Here is a 15581-nt window from a genome sequence, read left to right as displayed (position 1 = left end):
GGGTCAGATCGACGGGACATCAGGGCTCGCTCCTCTCGCTGGTGGCCTGTGGTGCAGCGCGGCCTCGAAGTCGAGGCGGCTTCTTGCGGCACCTTTCGGCGGCTTGCGTTGGATAGGTGTGGGCCGCAGGTCGCTGCGCACGATCGCCAGGAGCTCGCCCTGCACCGCCGAGGTGATGGGGGCGAACTTCTGTCGACTCGTGTGGACGAGCTCGCCAGCGTCGAGGTCCAGGCGGGGGAGGTTGACGCGGTGGAAGTAGAGACGATGGGCGGCGCCGTACTCCACGAGGTTGCAGACTCGCTCGTCGATGCCCGCGCTGACGCGTTGGAGCCGGCGAACCTGAAGCGCGTCGGAGAGCTCGGCGTCATCGAGCTTGGCCATGCGCGTGGCTGCGACCGCTCCTTGTCCAGCGGCGGCTCCACCGATGCCGAACACGCCGCCGAGGTCACGTGCCTCTCGGACGAGACGGCCGTAGGTCTCCCCGCGCTGGTGCCATCGTTCGGCGAGTACCGGGTCGATCGGCGCGAGTCGTCGGGCAGCTTCCCGGGAGATGTTGCGTTGGGAGTCAAGCACCAGGCGCAGGTTCTGTGCGGTGGGGAAGTGGCCGAGGTGGAGGAGCAGGCTGTGCTGGGCCTGGAGGACCCCGGTGATGCCCGGCAGGCCCTGGCCCCCGATGAGGGCGGGCGCTGGCCGCCAACCGCGTCGGTCGACGGTGTAGTCGGGTTCGCCGTATCCGGCCCAGGTCGCACAGGTGGCCGCCGCGCGTCCGAGTCGACCGGGCTCGGGGAAGAATCGCCAGCCGGGGATGTTGGCGTAGCGCCGGTCGAGGCTGACCAGAGCACGCGCCACGTCGGCGGCGTCCTTGATGACCGTCATACATTGGGCCTCTGAGAGTCGGCCGTAGCCGACTCCGTAGGCGAAGTCGTGCTCGCCGAGCGCGCAGGCGCGGGCTGCCTCGCGCCAGGACTCGACCAAGTCGAACTTCTGCGGTGTGACCAGCTCGTCGAGGGTGGGTAGGTCTACATCACTGTCACGGAGGGTGCGTTCGAGGCGGTAACGCAGCTCCTCGGCCGGGCCCCGGGTGCGGCCGGTGCTTACGTCGAGACCGATGCGTGGGTTGGCAGCCTGCATGGCTTGGTGGCACCACACGAGTACGGCCTGCCGGTAGCGGGCGACCTGCTGGCCGATCACCCTGCGTTCCGCGACCGTGGTCGTCACCGGGACGGTGTGAATGCCGGCGCCCCCGATGCGCTGCTGGATGCGGTGCCGACGCAGCAACTCACCGAGGGCGTCGCGGAGCATGCCACTGGTCTCGCCGTACATCAGGGCGCATCCAGCTCTCGGGCGGCCCACAGCATGTCGAGGACGAGCTCGACCGTCAGAGAGTCGATCCCGTGCCGGGTGAGGCCTTCGATGGCTGACTCGGCAACCGCGAACAGCACGTCGCGGTCGGCAACCGGGACCCGGCCGATGCCGGGGACGTAGTCACCGTGGACGAAGTCGATCTGGAGCAGCACGCGGTCGTACTCGATCGACGCGTCGAGGGTGAGGGCAGCGTCCGCGAGTGCGGCGACGTAGGAACGGGCCCGTCCGAGCGTGACCGCGTGGGCGAGCAACATGGAGATTCCTTTCGGGTCGCGTGGCCGGCGGCGTGCCCTTGACCGTGCAGTGCCGGGCGACGACGCGGGAGTCGCGTTGTGGTGGCTGTGGAGAACGCGGCGGATGCAGCCGCTATGCACCGCTAGGAGGCCGCGCGGACTCGTTCCTCGACGCGTCGCCGGGCGGCCACGTCCTCATGGACAAAGAGGAGGAAGTCGGCGTAGCGGTCGACGATCTCGACCTCGCCACCGCTGTCCCGTGGGGCTTCGCCGGGCCAGATCGTCTGCCTCGTGCGCCGGTCCCGATCGAGTCGGCATCCTGCGGTGGAAACCCATTCACGCAGCCGATTGCTGGCCTCGGCGAAGTCGCGATGCCACCCGATCGGACCCGACGGTGTCCCCTCGCAGTCGTAGGCGTTGAGCCAATGCGTGTGCAGGGCCGACAGTTCCCAGACCAGCTCGTCGTGGCGATGCCAGTACGGCGGCACCACCGTCGGCGGCAGCCCGTAGCTCAACCGCAACCAGTCGACCCAGGCGTCGAGGTCGGTCCACTCAGCCATCGCCTCGTCAGCCGTGAGCAGGTTCCAATTGACCGGGCGCAAAGGCCGGTCGACCTCGAAGTCGGCGGTCCCGAAGCGGTCCTCGGGATCGCCGTACTCCGACTCGACCCCGTGCTCGTCGTCCGGCAGCGACGTCTGGCCGTCGTCAACGCGGATCGTCATGACGAGGGTCGCGGTCAGATGCCGACGGCGGGTGCGGGCTCGTTGACGACCGTCAGCTCGTTCGTCGGCGGCTCGGGCTGCCGGGTCGGCGTGCGGTCCACGACGTAGCGGGTGCGGGCACAGTCATGGCCGATCCGGCGGGCGACGAACTGCGCGCGGATCTCGCTCGGTCCGCCGGGACGCTCCTGCTCGTACTCGTGGACGTAGCCCGAGGCGACGACCTGGTCGCCCGGCTTGAACCGCGGGTAGGCCCGCTCGGCCGCACGGTCGAACAGCACCAGGTCGCAACAGACCGGGTCGAGCTTGGTGAACGACCCGTCGACCTCCTTGCGGTGCTGCTCGATGCCGACCCGGCAGTAGAACCGTGCGTGCCCCTTGCCGGTGAAGGTGAGCTCCGGCGCAGTCGCGACGAACCCCTGAAGGCTCATCTGGGTGGGAATCGTCATGGCCTGACTCCTGACCTCGGGCGGCGCCCGGATGGCGACCGCTGTCACGAGTCAGGTGTGCAACGACGGCCTTCCGCGTCGGCGAGCAACGTCGCGCACGAGCGAAGTGGCCAGTCTCTGTCGGACGTCTCTGGGAGAATCAAGTCATGACAGACACCCGATTCACCACGGTCGTTGACGACACCGAGGGTTTGCTGAACGTCGTCGACATCGATGGAATCGGTGATGTCGAGACCCTGCTGATGTTCCTCTTCGCGAGGCCCATCGGCGTTGAAGAGGTCTGGAACGAGGACCGAGACGAGACCTCACTTGAAGTCGTCGTTCAGGGGAGCGACGAGGCGATCGGCTCCACCTTCGACTTCCCGCTGAGCGTCGTCGAGCTCGTGCGCTCGTGTGCGCAGACCGTTGACGACTTCGAGCCATACGGAGAAGACGATTCGGCGCCCAACCTGAGACTGCTCGCTGAAAATGAGCTCATCGCCATCTTGCAGGGAGCACTCGGCAAGGTTCGGCTCTTCAACATGATGGACGACGGAGGGTCCGAGTGATGCTGCCACCAGACCGAGCCGTCGAGGCGCGATACGACCTTCCACGCGGCAACTGTCCATCGTGCGGATCCGGGGCCGTCATCCACCTGGTCATCGGAATGCCGTCAGGAGCTGAGGTGATGAACAGCGACCCTGAATGGGTCCGATGGGTCGGTTGTGTCCACCCCGGATACAACCGAGAGTGCAGTTCGTGCGGGGCGACTTGGACGCTCGCCCCGGAAGGTCCGCAAGACCAGATGGCAATGCCAGACGGCGAGCTCGACGCCGAAGTCTGGCAGCGATGACATCGCTCATCGCGTGGCTTGATTCGACCCCCGAGGAGCAGCGCGCTGCTCGGGAGCTCATCAGCCTGTTCGCTCAGCAGGAGGGTCGCGACGAGCTTGGGATCGGCCAGATCCGGGATGCCTTCAGCGACCTTCTCTTTCCCGGAACCTCGGTGATCCAGACACGAGCGCGCTACTTCCTGTTCGTGCCGTGGTGCTACAGCCACGGTAAGGCCGCGCAAGCCCGCGGTCGTGCGGTGGTCGTCCGTGGTGAGCAGCAGGAAAGAGAGCTCATCAAGACACTTCTCGACTCGAACCTTGAGGACGCCGTTGGACTGATCGGGCGGCGGAAGGGACCAAGCATCAAGAACCTGCCCTCGACCATTTACTGGTCGGGTCTTCGTCACTACAACATCTTGACCCACGACAACGACCTCGGTCTCCTGGCGGGGGCTGGAATCGGGGACGGGTCGACCGAGCTCAGTGCCCGCATCTTCGCGGATTGGGATGCGGGTGTTCCCGCCCCCCCGGTTGGCTTCCCAAAGGCCGTGCCCGGCGGCTTTGACCTCGAACTGGCCGAGGCCGAATGGCTCCGTGATCGGATCGTCGCAGCGGCTCCAGAGTCGGTCCTTGCCCACCTCCTGGACCGGAGGCTTGTCATTCCTGCAGGCACGAGCTTCGCGTGGGATGTCGTCGATCGTGAACAGTTCGAGGTTCTCGATCACGCGTACCGGTTCAGCGGCGTCATGCATGGGGCCTCGCTGCTCTACAACCTGCTCATCGGCGAGATGTACGACGCGGACGCCACCCTGAACCGGATTGAAGACGCCGGGGAGTACTACCGCGGCGAACTCGACGCGTGGATCGAGGACTTCGTCACTCCGAACCTGGACAACCTCCAGCATTGGAACATCGAGCGGATGTGGGAACTCGTCCTATCGACGAACCCGCGGATCGACAAGCGTGCGCAATTGTTCGTTGAAGCATGGGTTGGTGCGATCCGAAACGGCGCCTATTCCGGCGTGGCCAACAATCGCGATCTTCGCCGGTCGGTGCGTGCGCGAGAGGAACGAAAGGGTAAGCAGTCCCGGCTCCTGAACCCACGCATGCTTGCGACCTGGTCGGGGGCCTCTGGCACGGGGCAGTTGGCATATCGCTGGGGCACGGTGCGCGTCATCGTGAACGACATCGTGAAGGGGTTCGGTCGCGATGCTCGCTCCTGACCGTCGCGCCGTACTGTTGCGCGAGCTCAAGCCTTCCACCGGCTTCACCTTCGACAGTGCCGTGGCCACGACCTTCACGCTCGATCTGACGGCGACTCTCATCCCGGCGCTTGCCTTCAGCTCGTACTCGTTCTCCGGTCGCATTCCCGACCCGGTCGCGGCTTTGGAGTCGGTGCGCCGAACGGCGCAGCGACTAGACGTATTCTGCCAGGGCGGGAACATCGGGGTTCCGGGCAAGGCTCCCGATCTCCTTGCGTTCCTAGAACCGATGGTGCACGAGGTACGCCGCCCGAAGGGTGGCCTCTTCCACCCGAAGGTCTGGTTCGTCAAGTACGTGGATGACGACCAGCGGTCGGCCTACCGCCTTCTGGTGTTGACCAGGAATCTCACCGCCGACGCTTCGTGGGACCTGGCCGTACGACTAGATTCTTCCGGCCTCAGTCGCCGACCTCTTCCCGAGAATCGGCCGCTGCAGGCGTTCCTGCGCAGCATGCCCGGCCGAACGATCCGGCCACTCGACGCTGAAAGGACGGCTCGCGTCGAGAGGCTGGCGACCGAGGCCGGTTTCGTTGAATGGGAATACCCCGAAGCTGTCGAGAGCGTCACGTTCCACTATCTCGACCACGGTCGTGAGGGGTCGATCGACTTCGCCGGCGCGCGCCACCTCGTGGTGTCGCCTTTCGTCAACGACAACGGGCTCAACCTCATCCGACCTGACGGCCCGATCTCGATCCTTTCGCGGCAGGAGGAACTGGAGAAGCTCAATCCGGAGTCGGTCGCACGGCTCGACGCCTTCATCATCGACACCCTCGCCGGCTTCCGCGACGAGCCAGAGGCCGGCGAAAAGCCAGCCGACGGTCCAGCCCAGGGACTCCTCGGTCACCTGCACGCGAAGATGTACGTCATCGAGCCTCACGGGCGGGCACACCGAGCACGCCTGATCATCGGCTCTACCAACGCCACCGACACTGCGCTTAGGACCAATGTCGAGTTCTGCGTCGAGTTCGAGGGGCCGCGCAAGCATCTCGGCATCGACGCGTTCCTCGGCGACGATGCTCCGTTCCGAAGTCTTCTGGAGAGCTACCAGCCGGTCGGCGGAGCTAAGCCGGATTCGCAGGAAGACGAGCAGAAGAATCTCGACAACGTCCTCCGCGCGATCTCGGAGATCACCCACACCGTGACGGTCGCCGCAACAGCCGGTGACGGAGAGCCGCGGCACGACCTTCGAGTGGCTGCAGACCGGGAGTACACGTTTCCGAGCGACTGGAAGGCGACGATCGAACTGCTCACCTCGCCTGGCGCGGTGCGCACGGTGGTGGCCGGCATCCCAATCGACGAAACGTTCAAGCGCGTAGAGACGGCCGACATCACCCCCTTCCTCGTCGTTCGAATCACAACAGCGAGCGGGCTGACGGGCGGAACGGTGCTCGTGGCGGAACTTGTCGGCGATCCGGTCGACCGGCTCGATGTCGTGCTTGCACGTCAGATCGACACGCCGGAGAAGTTTCTCCGCTTCCTGTACCTCCTCCTGAGTCTGGGTGATCCAGCCCTCCTCGCGGCCTTGGCTAGTGGTGACGGAAGCGGCTCCGGCGGATTCAACCCTCTGACGGGTGGCCCGGGTGTTCTGGAGTTGGTCCTCCGGGCCCTCGCTGAGAGCCCTTCGGTGCTTGAGGACCTCGACCGTCTCATCGGCAGACTCCAGGCAACGGATGCCGGCCGTGATGTTCTCCCCAAGGGTGTCGACGAGTTGTGGGGAACGGTTCAGGAGGCACGGAAGGTACTGGCGAAGATCCGATGACGACCTACGATGCCGCTCCGCACCTGCGGGACCTCACTGCCTTCCAGCGACGTTCCGTGGATCACGTATTCGACCAGTTCTACGGACCCGCCCAAGCACAGCGTTTCCTCGTGGCCGACGAGACGGGTTTGGGTAAGACACGCGTCGCACAAGGCGTGATCGCCAAGGCAATCGAGCACCTCCAACACGACGATTCGGTCAAGCGCATCGACGTGGTCTACGTCTGCGCTAACGCGGACCTCGCCCAGCAGAACATCAAGCGCCTCAACGTCACAGGGCAGCCCGAGCTCCCGTTCTCAAGCAGGCTCACGATGCTGGGCGCTCATAGCGCCCGCTTGAATACCCGCGCCAAGGGCGGACTCAAGCCGATCAACCTTGTCTCATTCACGCCAGGTACGTCGTTCGACATGGGACACAGCCTCGGAATGGCCCGGGAGCGCGCCATGATCCTCCTGGGCTTGAGCGAGATCTACGACTTCGATGGGTGGACATGGAAGGCCGCGCTCAGAATTCTCCAAGGCACCGTCACAACGGTGGAGCGGTTCGAAGCTCGCGTTGACGAACTTTACCGCGAGCTCGACCAGGATGGCTTTGACCCGAGAATCCGCAAGGCATTCTCTGCGGGCCTCACCCGCCGACGCGATGGCAAGCCTTCACTCCACACAAGCCTCGGTGAACTCCTCGAGGCGGTCGGCCGGAAGCGCTACGTCCCGGACGAGTACCACGAAGAAAACCTCACCTTGGTCCGCGGGCTCCGCAGCGAGCTGGCTCGCGCAAGCGTGGAGACGCTCGAACCCGACCTTGTCATCCTGGACGAATTCCAGCGATTCAAGCACCTCCTTAGTGTCGACAATCCTGCCGGCGAGTTGGCTCACTACCTCTTTGAGCACGACGCCGCCAAGGTGCTGCTCCTGTCGGCGACTCCGTACAAGCCTTTCACCTACGCCGAGGAGCGCGAGGAGGACCACGCGAAGGATCTCTTCACGACGCTGGGCTTTCTAGCAAAGGGCCGCGACGATGTCGATGTTGCCGACATCAAGGCACTCTTGGCGTCCTACCGCGCTGCCGTTGTCGCAGGGATTGCTCCTGGTGAGGTCGTCAGGGATCTGCGTCTCGGCCTTATGAAGTTGATGAGCAGAGCAGAGCGTCCGGTGCTCCCAGAAGGTTCGATGCTTGTTGAGCACAACAACACTGCCGACGAGGTGTCGGCGTTGGACCTGGTCGGCTACGCGCGACTTCGTGACGTCTCACGGTACGTCGAGCAGGACCGCGACCGCGGGCTCGTCACGCCGGAGTATTGGAAGTCCGCGCCGTACTTCATCAACTTCTGCGACGGTTACAAGTTCGGTGAACGTATCGACAGCGCGTCCGAGGACCCGGATCTGCTCGCTGCACTCCGGGCGACCCAGCGGATCGATGCCCGCCAGATCGCGTCGTTCAGGGCGCTGGATCCCGGGAATGCTCGTATCCGCGCGCTCGCCGAGGACACTCTGGACCGGGGCTGGTGGAAACTGCTCTGGGTCCCGCCGTCCATGCCCTACGTCGAGCCCAGTGGCCCGTTCGCTGAGACCGGCGCGCAGAGAATGACGAAGCGGCTGGTGTTCTCCTCGTGGACGGCCACCCCGTCCTCGGTGGCGAGCATCCTCAGCTACGAAGCTGAACGACGCTCCGCCGAGGGTACGAACTACACGCAGTACACGCCCGCGAACCGGAAGCGGTTGGCCCGCCACCTTCAGTACAGTCTCCGCGCAGGCACTCCTGCGAAGATGTCCACCCTGCTCCTTCACTGGCCGATGCCGACGCTAGCTGCGGCGGCAGATCCGCTCCGCGTGCTTGCAACGCGAAGTGGTCAGCCGGTGCCGACTGACGCGCTTCGCGAACTCGTTCGCGCGGCCATCGATGGAACGTGGTCCGCCGGCGCTCGGTCCACCGATGACGCCACGGACACCGGGGACACGGACTTGCGTGAGAGTCACTGGAGGGCAGCGTTCGCCATCCCGAGCAACTGGCCCGTCTCCGACGATGCCCCCGCATCGGTGGCCGCCGTCACCGCGGCACTCGAAGGCGGATCGATCTCCGAGCATGACGACGAGCCGATCGACGCGGCCGGTCTCGCGCGCCACGTCGAGTTGGCCGCGGATGCTCTCGCCAGCGGCCTGAGTTCCATCGACGGCGACACCGCTGACGTCCTGACCGATGTCGCGCTGTTCTCGCCGGGGAACATCGCGTACCGAGTTGTGATGCGGATCGCCGCTGGCACCGACGCAACCACGCCGATGGGCTTGTTCCGCGCATCCGCTCACCTCGCTAACGGGCTCCGCAGCCTCTTCAACCGACCCGACACCATCAAGCTCATCGAGAAGCTCGCCCTCGCCGGGGACGCCCCGTTCTGGCGTCAAGTGCTTGCCTACTGCGCAGCAGGGAACCTAGAGGCTGCCCTGGATGAGTACCTTCACCATCTCGCGGCAGACGTTCAAGGCAAGGTGATTGACGACCAGGTGCTCTTCGGTCTCGCTGCCGAGGCGAGTGCAGCCATCGGGTTGCGCGGCTCAACGTATCGGGCCAAGGACCCTGTGAACCTTGAGCACGATCTGGCGTTCTCACCGCGGTTCGCGCTGCGCTATGGCGGGCGGCAGCACGAGTCCGAGGACGTGCGCCAGCCAGAGGTTCGCCGCTCGTTCAACAGCCCGTTCTGGCCGATGGTGCTCGCGTCCACGTCAGTCGGGCAGGAGGGAATTGATTTCCATTGGTGGTGCCACGCGATCTTCCACTGGAACACTCCGGCGAACCCGGTCGACTTCGAGCAACGCGAGGGGCGCGTAGATCGGTACCGCGGCCACGCGGTCCGCAAGAACATCGCGTCCAGGCATGGGTCAGCCGTCCTCTCGACGTGGGCGCCGGGTAACCCCTGGGGCCGTCTCTTTGACGCAGCGACGGAGTATCAATCTGAGTTCGGAGACTTTACGCCCGGGTGGGTCTACCCCGGTCCGCACAAGATTGAGCGACACGTCGCGCCGTTCCTCTTGAGCAGCGACGAAGCGCGATACGACAAGATCAAGCAGGACGTCGCGCTCTATCGACTGACCTTCGGTCAGCCCCGGCAGGAGGACATGCTGGAACTCTTGCGAAAGCGCGGACTGCATGCCGATCCTGAGTCGCTCCGCGCTATGCGGATTGACCTCGCACCGTAGTTGTGTGCGTAGCCGAGCGAACGCCTCGTGGTTGAGCGAGCCGAGCCCATCGGCACGGCCCCGAGCGGCTACCTGTGGTGAAGAGCGGATTCGACGAACGCGCGATCCTCGCGCAATCGCTCGGCGTTCTTGCGAGCGGTCCAAGGTCGCAGGTCGGTGACCAGTGGCGGCGCGCTGCGCAGAAGCACGAGGGCCGTGCCGAACGGCAGGGTGCGGATGACCTCGGGTGGCATCACTGGCACGCGGCGTACGGAGCGCTGGAGCGACCGGGAGCCGTAGTCGCCGACGGAGACGGTGTCGGTCTTCTCGTCCCGTTCGCCGATCAGGGCGGAGAGGTCCTGGAGGTCCTTGGCCGAGGAGGTGCCTCCGAGGATGAGCTTGACGATGCTGGCGTCCCAGATCGCGCCGGCGGCGTGATCGCCCCACTTGTCGCGGGCCTGCGACAGCGACTGGAGCACGGGCATGGTGGTGATCCCAGTTCCTCCGCCTTCGGCCATGAGCACGGGCAGGGAGGGGAGTGGTGAGAGGTTGCCGATCTCGTCGAGGGCCAGCAGCAGCGGTGGATCGAGTCGGGCACCGGGAGAGGCGGCAGCGAGGTGGCGTGCGGTCTCGACCAGGTCCTCGATGAACGCTGCCACCAGTCACCAGGAGGCGCCGGCTCCGGCGCCGGTGGCGAGCAGATACAGGGTGCCGTTGTTGGTGAGGAAGTCGGCGGGGTCGAAGTGCTCGCCCTCAGGAGGGGTGACGGATTCGAGCACGCGAGGGTCGGCGAGACACGAGAGCGCAAGGGAGACGCCCATCCAGATGGAGTCCCGGGTGCGGGGATCGGCGTGGATCGTCGACTCCAGCGAGTCGGCCCAGCCCGGAGCGGCCTTCGGGCTGCTCGACAGGATCGCGACCGCGTCCGCTGCCGCCGACGGCGACAGCGTCCAACCGAACAGCTCACGCGGGGACCGGTTGTCGAGCGCTGCGGCGTGGAGCAGCGCCTGGAGCGCCGTGCGGGTCTTGCCTTCCCAGAAGCCTCCGGACTCCACGCCGCCGGTGGACAGCCCCGTGGCCGAGGCGAGGCCAGTGGCCCGGATCATCGCGGTGAGTGGGTCCTCACAGCCGCGGACAGGCGACCACCGCAGCCCAGACGGCAGGCCCTCGGCGAGCCGCTGGGGGTCGAAGACAGCGACCGGTCCCCGGGCTCGGCGGGCGGTGAGAGTGGCCGCGATGTTGTCAGGCCGGGTCGCAGTTGTGATGACCGCGCCGGGGGCGTCATGGATCGCGTTGATGACGACGTGCAGGCCCTTGCCAGATCGAGGCGGTCCGAGCACCAGGACCGAGTCCTCGACCGAGGCCCAGACTTCATGGCCGCGCGAGCGACCGAGTAGGTAGCCGACATCTGGGGCCTCGGGCTTGTCGAGCGACGGTCGAAGAGTCCGACCGCGATCGAGCAGCGCCTTCCGTGATGCCACGGCGCGTACGTCGCGCCCGGTCGCGACTCCGGCAAGGTGGCGCGGGTCGTGCGATGACCGGTGCTTGATCGAGCCGATGCGTCGCCACAACACCATCACGCCGGCAACGACTGTCGCGACTAGGACGACCAGCACCAGCCAGTAGAACCACGCCGCGAGGCCCGCCGAACCGAGTGCGGACCCCGGTTCGGCGGGATCGGCCAGGACGCGGAAGCCGGCCTCCCACCCGCCGGTCGGCTGGCCAGCTCCGGACACCCACGCAGCCACAGATCCGGCGAGGCGCAGGACGGCGGCGAGGACACCGACGGCCGCGATCAGGATGAGCCCGAGGTTCACCAGGTCGTCGTCGACGCCCTGGCCGCGCGGGTTCACGCGGCGCCGCCGCTGACCCAGACGGTGCCGGACTTCTTACCCATCAACACCACTAGTCCGGGATGGGCTTCGAGGAGCGCTGGGGGCAGTCGGAGTCGGGCTGTGCCGTCGGAGTTGGCGGCCTGGCGCGCGACAACGACGGCGACGGCGATCTCTTCGTTGGGCAGGAACCCGTCGCCGGCTACCTCACCGACCGACGAAGTGGCCCTGCGTGCAGGCGCGACCACCTGCACTTGCGGGCGGCCCGGCGTCACGATGTCGGTGAAGCTCGACTGGTCGGCCTCTCGGACCTCGACGCGCACCGGCGTATCGAGGTCGGCGGCGATGTCGTCGACCAGGCGCTTGAGATCGGTGCGGGTCAGAGACCGGTCTGCTGAGTAGGGCTCCCGGTCGAGTGTCACGGTGAGGTAGCCCTGGTCGTCGACATCGACCTCCACCAGCGGCATCACCACCGGGACGCGAACGGTCTGCCGGTCGTCGCGGCGGTACGGCGTGGCGGCGTTGATCAGGCTCATATCCCGATCGTCTCCACCTGCCGCTGCGCGACCCTTTGCTCAGGAGCTGAGCGGTGGCCGGCGGCCAAAGCCTCCCGGTCGAGTCCGGGCGGATTGCCGTCACCGACCTGCGGGGTGTCGAGCCGGTCGAGGATCGAGACCGCTGCCCCGCGAACACGCTCAGCGGTGGACTGCACGACCTCGACCGGGGACTTACCGGGGACGCTCGACGCCCACGACGCGACGTACGGGATGGTGTAGTCGTCGGTCGCCAGCCCGTGCGCGGCACCGACCATCAGTGCGACCGATTCGGCCTCGACTTCGGCGATGCCGCGATGCATGGCCGCGTCTGCGTTGTCGGGGCCACGAAGCATGACGTGCCCCAGCTCGTGAGCGAGTGTCTTGACCTGGGCGGCGTCGTCCATGTCCATGCGCACCGAGACCTCGCGGGTCAGGTAATCGGTGAGTCCGTTGGCGCCACCTATCGTGCTCGCGTCGGAGACCAGTCGCAGCTCGAAGCCGTGGGCAGTGATCTGATCGGCCAGTCCATCCCACAGGCCCTCGGGAGCCTGGCCTTGCAGCAGCGTCGGCCGAGGCGGCTCGGGGATCGGTTCGCCGTCGGTCTGGGAGACGTCCCAGACGTGAGCGGGCTTGAGGCCGACCAGCTTCGACCGGACTGCCTCCCCGGGGCTCGGCTTCTCGCCTCGGGCGAGACGCCTCCACGACTCGGGCTCTGCAGGGGTTCGGGAGGCGAACCGTGCCGTGACGGGTGCGAGGATCGCGTACCCGGACTGTCCCTTCATCACCGCGCGGTTGAGACTTTGCCACTGGCGGAAGCCGGCGACGTAGGTCGGCATCGGGTCGGGCACCCGACCTTCTTGGAAGGCCGCGTAGTGCTGGACGGCGATCAGCATCGTGTTCCCGAAGCTGCGTCCGCGGAACTTTGCCGCGAACATCAGCGCACGCTTCCAGTCCTCGCCGCTCACGAGCGCACCGACGGAATCGGTGAGTTTCTGCTGGAGCGCTTCGAGCTTCTCCTCGCGAGCGGCGAGGTCTCGCGTTCGGACTCTCATCGATTGCCCTCCCTTCTCGGAGGGCAGGTGTCCCGGCGTTGTCGCAGGTGATGGATTCGGCCACACGTGTCAGAGGCCGATGCCATCATGAACTCGTGCCCCTGCCGCCAACCGTCGACGAAGCGATCCGGTTGGTTCGTCGCCAGCACGGCACTATGTCCGTGAGCGGGCTAGCCGACGCGGTGATAGCACGCGGCTGGAATGTTGACCGCACTGAACTAATCGCGCGGATCCGAGAGACCTTCCCGCCCCGCGCTTCAGCTCAGCCCCCCGCACCGTTACCGGGTCAGTCGACCGCGCCGTCCAAGAACTCGACTGGAAAGGCGCGTCGAGCCACCCCGGGGCTGAAGGGCAAGAAGAAGCGCCCAAAGTCGAAGTCAACCCAGGACTACTGCCCGAAGTGCCACGCCTTCGTGGTGATGACCCGATTCGAGGGCGTCACCACGATCGCGAAACACCTCACGAAGAAGGGCGAACGGTGCCTGATGAGCGAGAGGTCCTACAAGCCCAAGCCGAAAGTGAGGCGGGACGCGATGGGGTTCCGTGCGCCAGGCAGTTTCGGCACGGGCAAGCGGCGCTGATTGGGATCAGGCCGGGTTCATCCGGCCCGTTGTGTCAAAGAGCTCTAGCTCGGCGGGATGGAGCTGATGCTGGACAACGAACGACCTGTGCTTGATCCGCCACAGGCCCTGTCCGGTGCCAAGTGTCGGGAGAAGCGACTGTTCTGTGCCGGTCAGCCCAAGGGCAGCAGCCGTCGTGCCGAGCTGGTCGGACTCTTGCCGGTAGACCACCCGTGTCTCCGCATTCGCCAACAACGACGAGGCGAGCGCGCGCATGGCCGACCCCTGGTCACCGACGTTGTCGAGGTCGGAGAGCTTGTGGAAGATCAGCATGTTCGCGATCCCATAGTGCCGGGCCAGCCGCCAATGCGCGTCCATGCGCCGCAGTAGCGCCGGATGGGACATCAGCCGCCACGCTTCGTCGTACACGACCCACCGTTGACCGCCGTCGGGGTCGAGGAGTGCCGATTCCATCCACGCCGACGCGCAGGTCATCAACACAGAGATGAGCGTCGCGTTCTCGGTCACCCTGGACAAGTCAAGGGAGATCATCGGCAACGTCGGATCGAAGCGGACCGTGCTGGGGCCGTCGAAGAGCCCGGCGAGGTCGCCCGCGACGAGGCGGCGCAACGCGTGACCAGCCAGGCGGCCGTCCTCGGCCAGTCGACCATCTGTATCCGTCGCGCCGTCGGGTGCGAGCAGCCGGTCGACCACCATTGGAAGCACCGGTACGTCGGTCGAGCGGACCGTGTCCGCGAGGGCGACGTCGATGGCCGTGTGCTCCAACGGCGTAAGCCGGCGGTCGAGGACCGTCTCGGCCAGGGCGCCGAGGAGATCGCGGCGGCGGGAGGTGACCTGCGCCGCCCACTGGATGTCATCGACCCCGGCGGGCCGGTGGCCCTCGTCGAGCGGGTTGAGTCGGTTCGGCATCCCGTGCCCGAGTGCGATGGCTCTGCCGCCGACGGCTTTGGCGACGGCGGTGTGTTCGCCCTTGGGGTCGCCAGGTACGGAGACGCGGCGGCCGAAGGGGATCGAGCGCGAGTAGAGGCTCTTCGCCAAGGCCGACTTGCCGGCCCCGACGATCCCCGCAAGGACGAGGTTGGGAGCAGTGATCAGTCCCCGGGCATAGAGCACCCACGGGTCGTAGACGAACGAGCTGCCTGAGTAGAGGTCCTGGCCGACGAACACTCCGTCACTGCCGAGGCCGCCCTCAGCGAGGAACGGGTACGCGCCGGCCAGTGTGGCGGACGTATCCTGGTGACGAGGCAATCGAAGCCGGCCCGGCGTACGCAGGGCGGCGGCGCCATGCTCGCCGGCCTTGGGCAACACGACGGTCGCGCGGCGCTCGGCCGCCAGTTCGTCGGACTTGGCCTTCGCGAGTGTTCTGCGCGACTCGCGGTTCTCAGCGATCCGGGATTTCGCTGCGGCCTTGCGTGCGCGTCGGTCACGTCGCCGCTCACGACGCGGCGACACGAGTACCGAGCTGTGCAGACGGCTCTCGTCGGAGTCCTTCATAGCGACAGCCCACGGTCGACTGGGGAGCCAGACACCTGTGGCTCTGGGAACTCGCGGTGGTACGCGAGCGTCGCCTCCGCTTCGTGCGCGTTCCCGATGACGACACCGACCTGCCGGAGCATCTCGCCAGCTCGGTGAAGGTCCCACGAGACACGATAGGCGGCCGAGCGAGCCGTCGGCGAGTCAGTCGGCGCCCACTGCGCATTGCGGTGACCTCCGTCGTGGTACTGCGCGACCTGATCGAGCGACTGGCTCAGCGACGCGACGGCCGAGGTGAGCCAGCCAAGTACCGAGTAGATCTCGCGCGGGTCGTCGATT

General features: G+C 66.5%; 14 protein-coding genes. 5 read left to right on the top strand and 9 right to left on the bottom strand.

Annotation, left to right across the window (positions count from 1 at the left end):
* Positions 1–3 precede the first annotated feature (3 nt).
* The 4 genes from M3673_RS01110 to M3673_RS01095 all read right to left on the bottom strand — a co-directional run bounded on the left by M3673_RS01110 (position 4) and on the right by M3673_RS01095 (position 2766).
* Entirely contained in the window at positions 4–1323 is a 1320-nt protein-coding gene (locus M3673_RS01110; RefSeq protein ID WP_251530939.1) for a hypothetical protein, read from the bottom strand.
* Complete coding sequence (locus M3673_RS01105) at positions 1323–1619, bottom strand: hypothetical protein (RefSeq protein WP_251530937.1); 297 nt, start codon at positions 1617–1619, stop codon at positions 1323–1325. The genes M3673_RS01110 and M3673_RS01105 overlap by 1 nt, the downstream gene beginning before the upstream one ends.
* 122 nt (positions 1620–1741) lie before the next feature.
* Positions 1742–2320, bottom strand: a complete 579-nt coding sequence (locus M3673_RS01100; protein WP_251530935.1) for a hypothetical protein — start codon at positions 2318–2320, stop codon at positions 1742–1744.
* 14 nt (positions 2321–2334) lie between these two features.
* The gene (locus M3673_RS01095; protein ID WP_251530933.1) at positions 2335–2766 is read right to left on the bottom strand and encodes a single-stranded DNA-binding protein; all 432 of its coding nucleotides are present in this window, start codon (positions 2764–2766) and stop codon (positions 2335–2337) included.
* 146 nt (positions 2767–2912) lie between these two features.
* On the opposite strand from M3673_RS01095, the gene M3673_RS01090 reads away from it, so the two are divergent.
* The 4 genes from M3673_RS01090 (at position 2913) to M3673_RS01075 (ending at position 9789) form a co-directional block, all read left to right on the top strand.
* Positions 2913–3314 (top strand): hypothetical protein, encoded by a 402-nt coding sequence (locus M3673_RS01090; RefSeq protein WP_251530931.1) that lies wholly within the window; start codon positions 2913–2915, stop codon positions 3312–3314.
* 280 nt (positions 3315–3594) lie between these two features.
* Positions 3595–4800 (top strand): DUF6361 family protein, encoded by a 1206-nt coding sequence (locus M3673_RS01085; RefSeq protein WP_251530929.1) that lies wholly within the window; start codon positions 3595–3597, stop codon positions 4798–4800.
* A gap of 16 nt (positions 4801–4816) precedes the next feature.
* Positions 4817–6598 carry a phospholipase D family protein gene (locus tag M3673_RS01080; protein ID WP_251530928.1) on the top strand — a complete coding sequence of 594 codons (1782 nt, stop codon included), beginning with the start codon at positions 4817–4819 and terminating at the stop codon, positions 6596–6598.
* Positions 6595–9789: a hypothetical protein gene (locus M3673_RS01075; protein ID WP_251530926.1), complete on the top strand. Its 3195-nt coding sequence runs from the start codon at positions 6595–6597 to the stop codon at positions 9787–9789. Before M3673_RS01080 ends, M3673_RS01075 begins: the two co-directional genes overlap by 4 nt.
* Positions 9790–9857: 68 nt before the next feature.
* Here M3673_RS01075 and M3673_RS01070 read toward each other — a convergent pair whose 3' ends face one another.
* Genes M3673_RS01070 through M3673_RS01055 form a run of 4 tightly spaced genes read right to left on the bottom strand, consistent with a single transcriptional unit; the run spans position 9858 to position 13188 of the window.
* Entirely contained in the window at positions 9858–10427 is a 570-nt protein-coding gene (locus M3673_RS01070; protein WP_251530924.1) for a TraG/TraD/VirD4 family protein, read from the bottom strand.
* Positions 10428–10430: 3 nt separating this feature from the next.
* The gene (locus M3673_RS01065; RefSeq protein ID WP_251530922.1) at positions 10431–11621 is read right to left on the bottom strand and encodes a type IV secretory system conjugative DNA transfer family protein; all 1191 of its coding nucleotides are present in this window, start codon (positions 11619–11621) and stop codon (positions 10431–10433) included.
* Positions 11618–12136: a hypothetical protein gene (locus M3673_RS01060; RefSeq protein WP_251530920.1), complete on the bottom strand. Its 519-nt coding sequence runs from the start codon at positions 12134–12136 to the stop codon at positions 11618–11620. The genes M3673_RS01065 and M3673_RS01060 overlap by 4 nt, the downstream gene beginning before the upstream one ends.
* The gene (locus M3673_RS01055) at positions 12133–13188 is read right to left on the bottom strand and encodes an ArdC family protein (protein WP_251530918.1); all 1056 of its coding nucleotides are present in this window, start codon (positions 13186–13188) and stop codon (positions 12133–12135) included. The genes M3673_RS01060 and M3673_RS01055 overlap by 4 nt, the downstream gene beginning before the upstream one ends.
* A gap of 95 nt (positions 13189–13283) precedes the next feature.
* On the opposite strand from M3673_RS01055, the gene M3673_RS01050 reads away from it, so the two are divergent.
* On the top strand, positions 13284–13769 hold the full coding sequence (locus M3673_RS01050) for a hypothetical protein (RefSeq protein WP_251530917.1): 486 nt from the start codon (positions 13284–13286) through the stop codon (positions 13767–13769).
* Between the two features lie 6 nt (positions 13770–13775).
* Here M3673_RS01050 and M3673_RS01045 read toward each other — a convergent pair whose 3' ends face one another.
* The gene (locus M3673_RS01045) at positions 13776–15263 is read right to left on the bottom strand and encodes an ATP-binding protein (protein WP_251530915.1); all 1488 of its coding nucleotides are present in this window, start codon (positions 15261–15263) and stop codon (positions 13776–13778) included.
* Between the last annotated feature and the right edge of the window lie 318 nt (positions 15264–15581).

Source organism: Nocardioides sp. P86, from assembly GCF_023712465.1.
GTDB lineage: Bacteria > Actinomycetota > Actinomycetes > Propionibacteriales > Nocardioidaceae > Nocardioides > Nocardioides kribbensis.
Note: the sequence above shows the minus strand (reverse complement) of the source record. Positions and strands in the feature narration are given on the sequence as shown.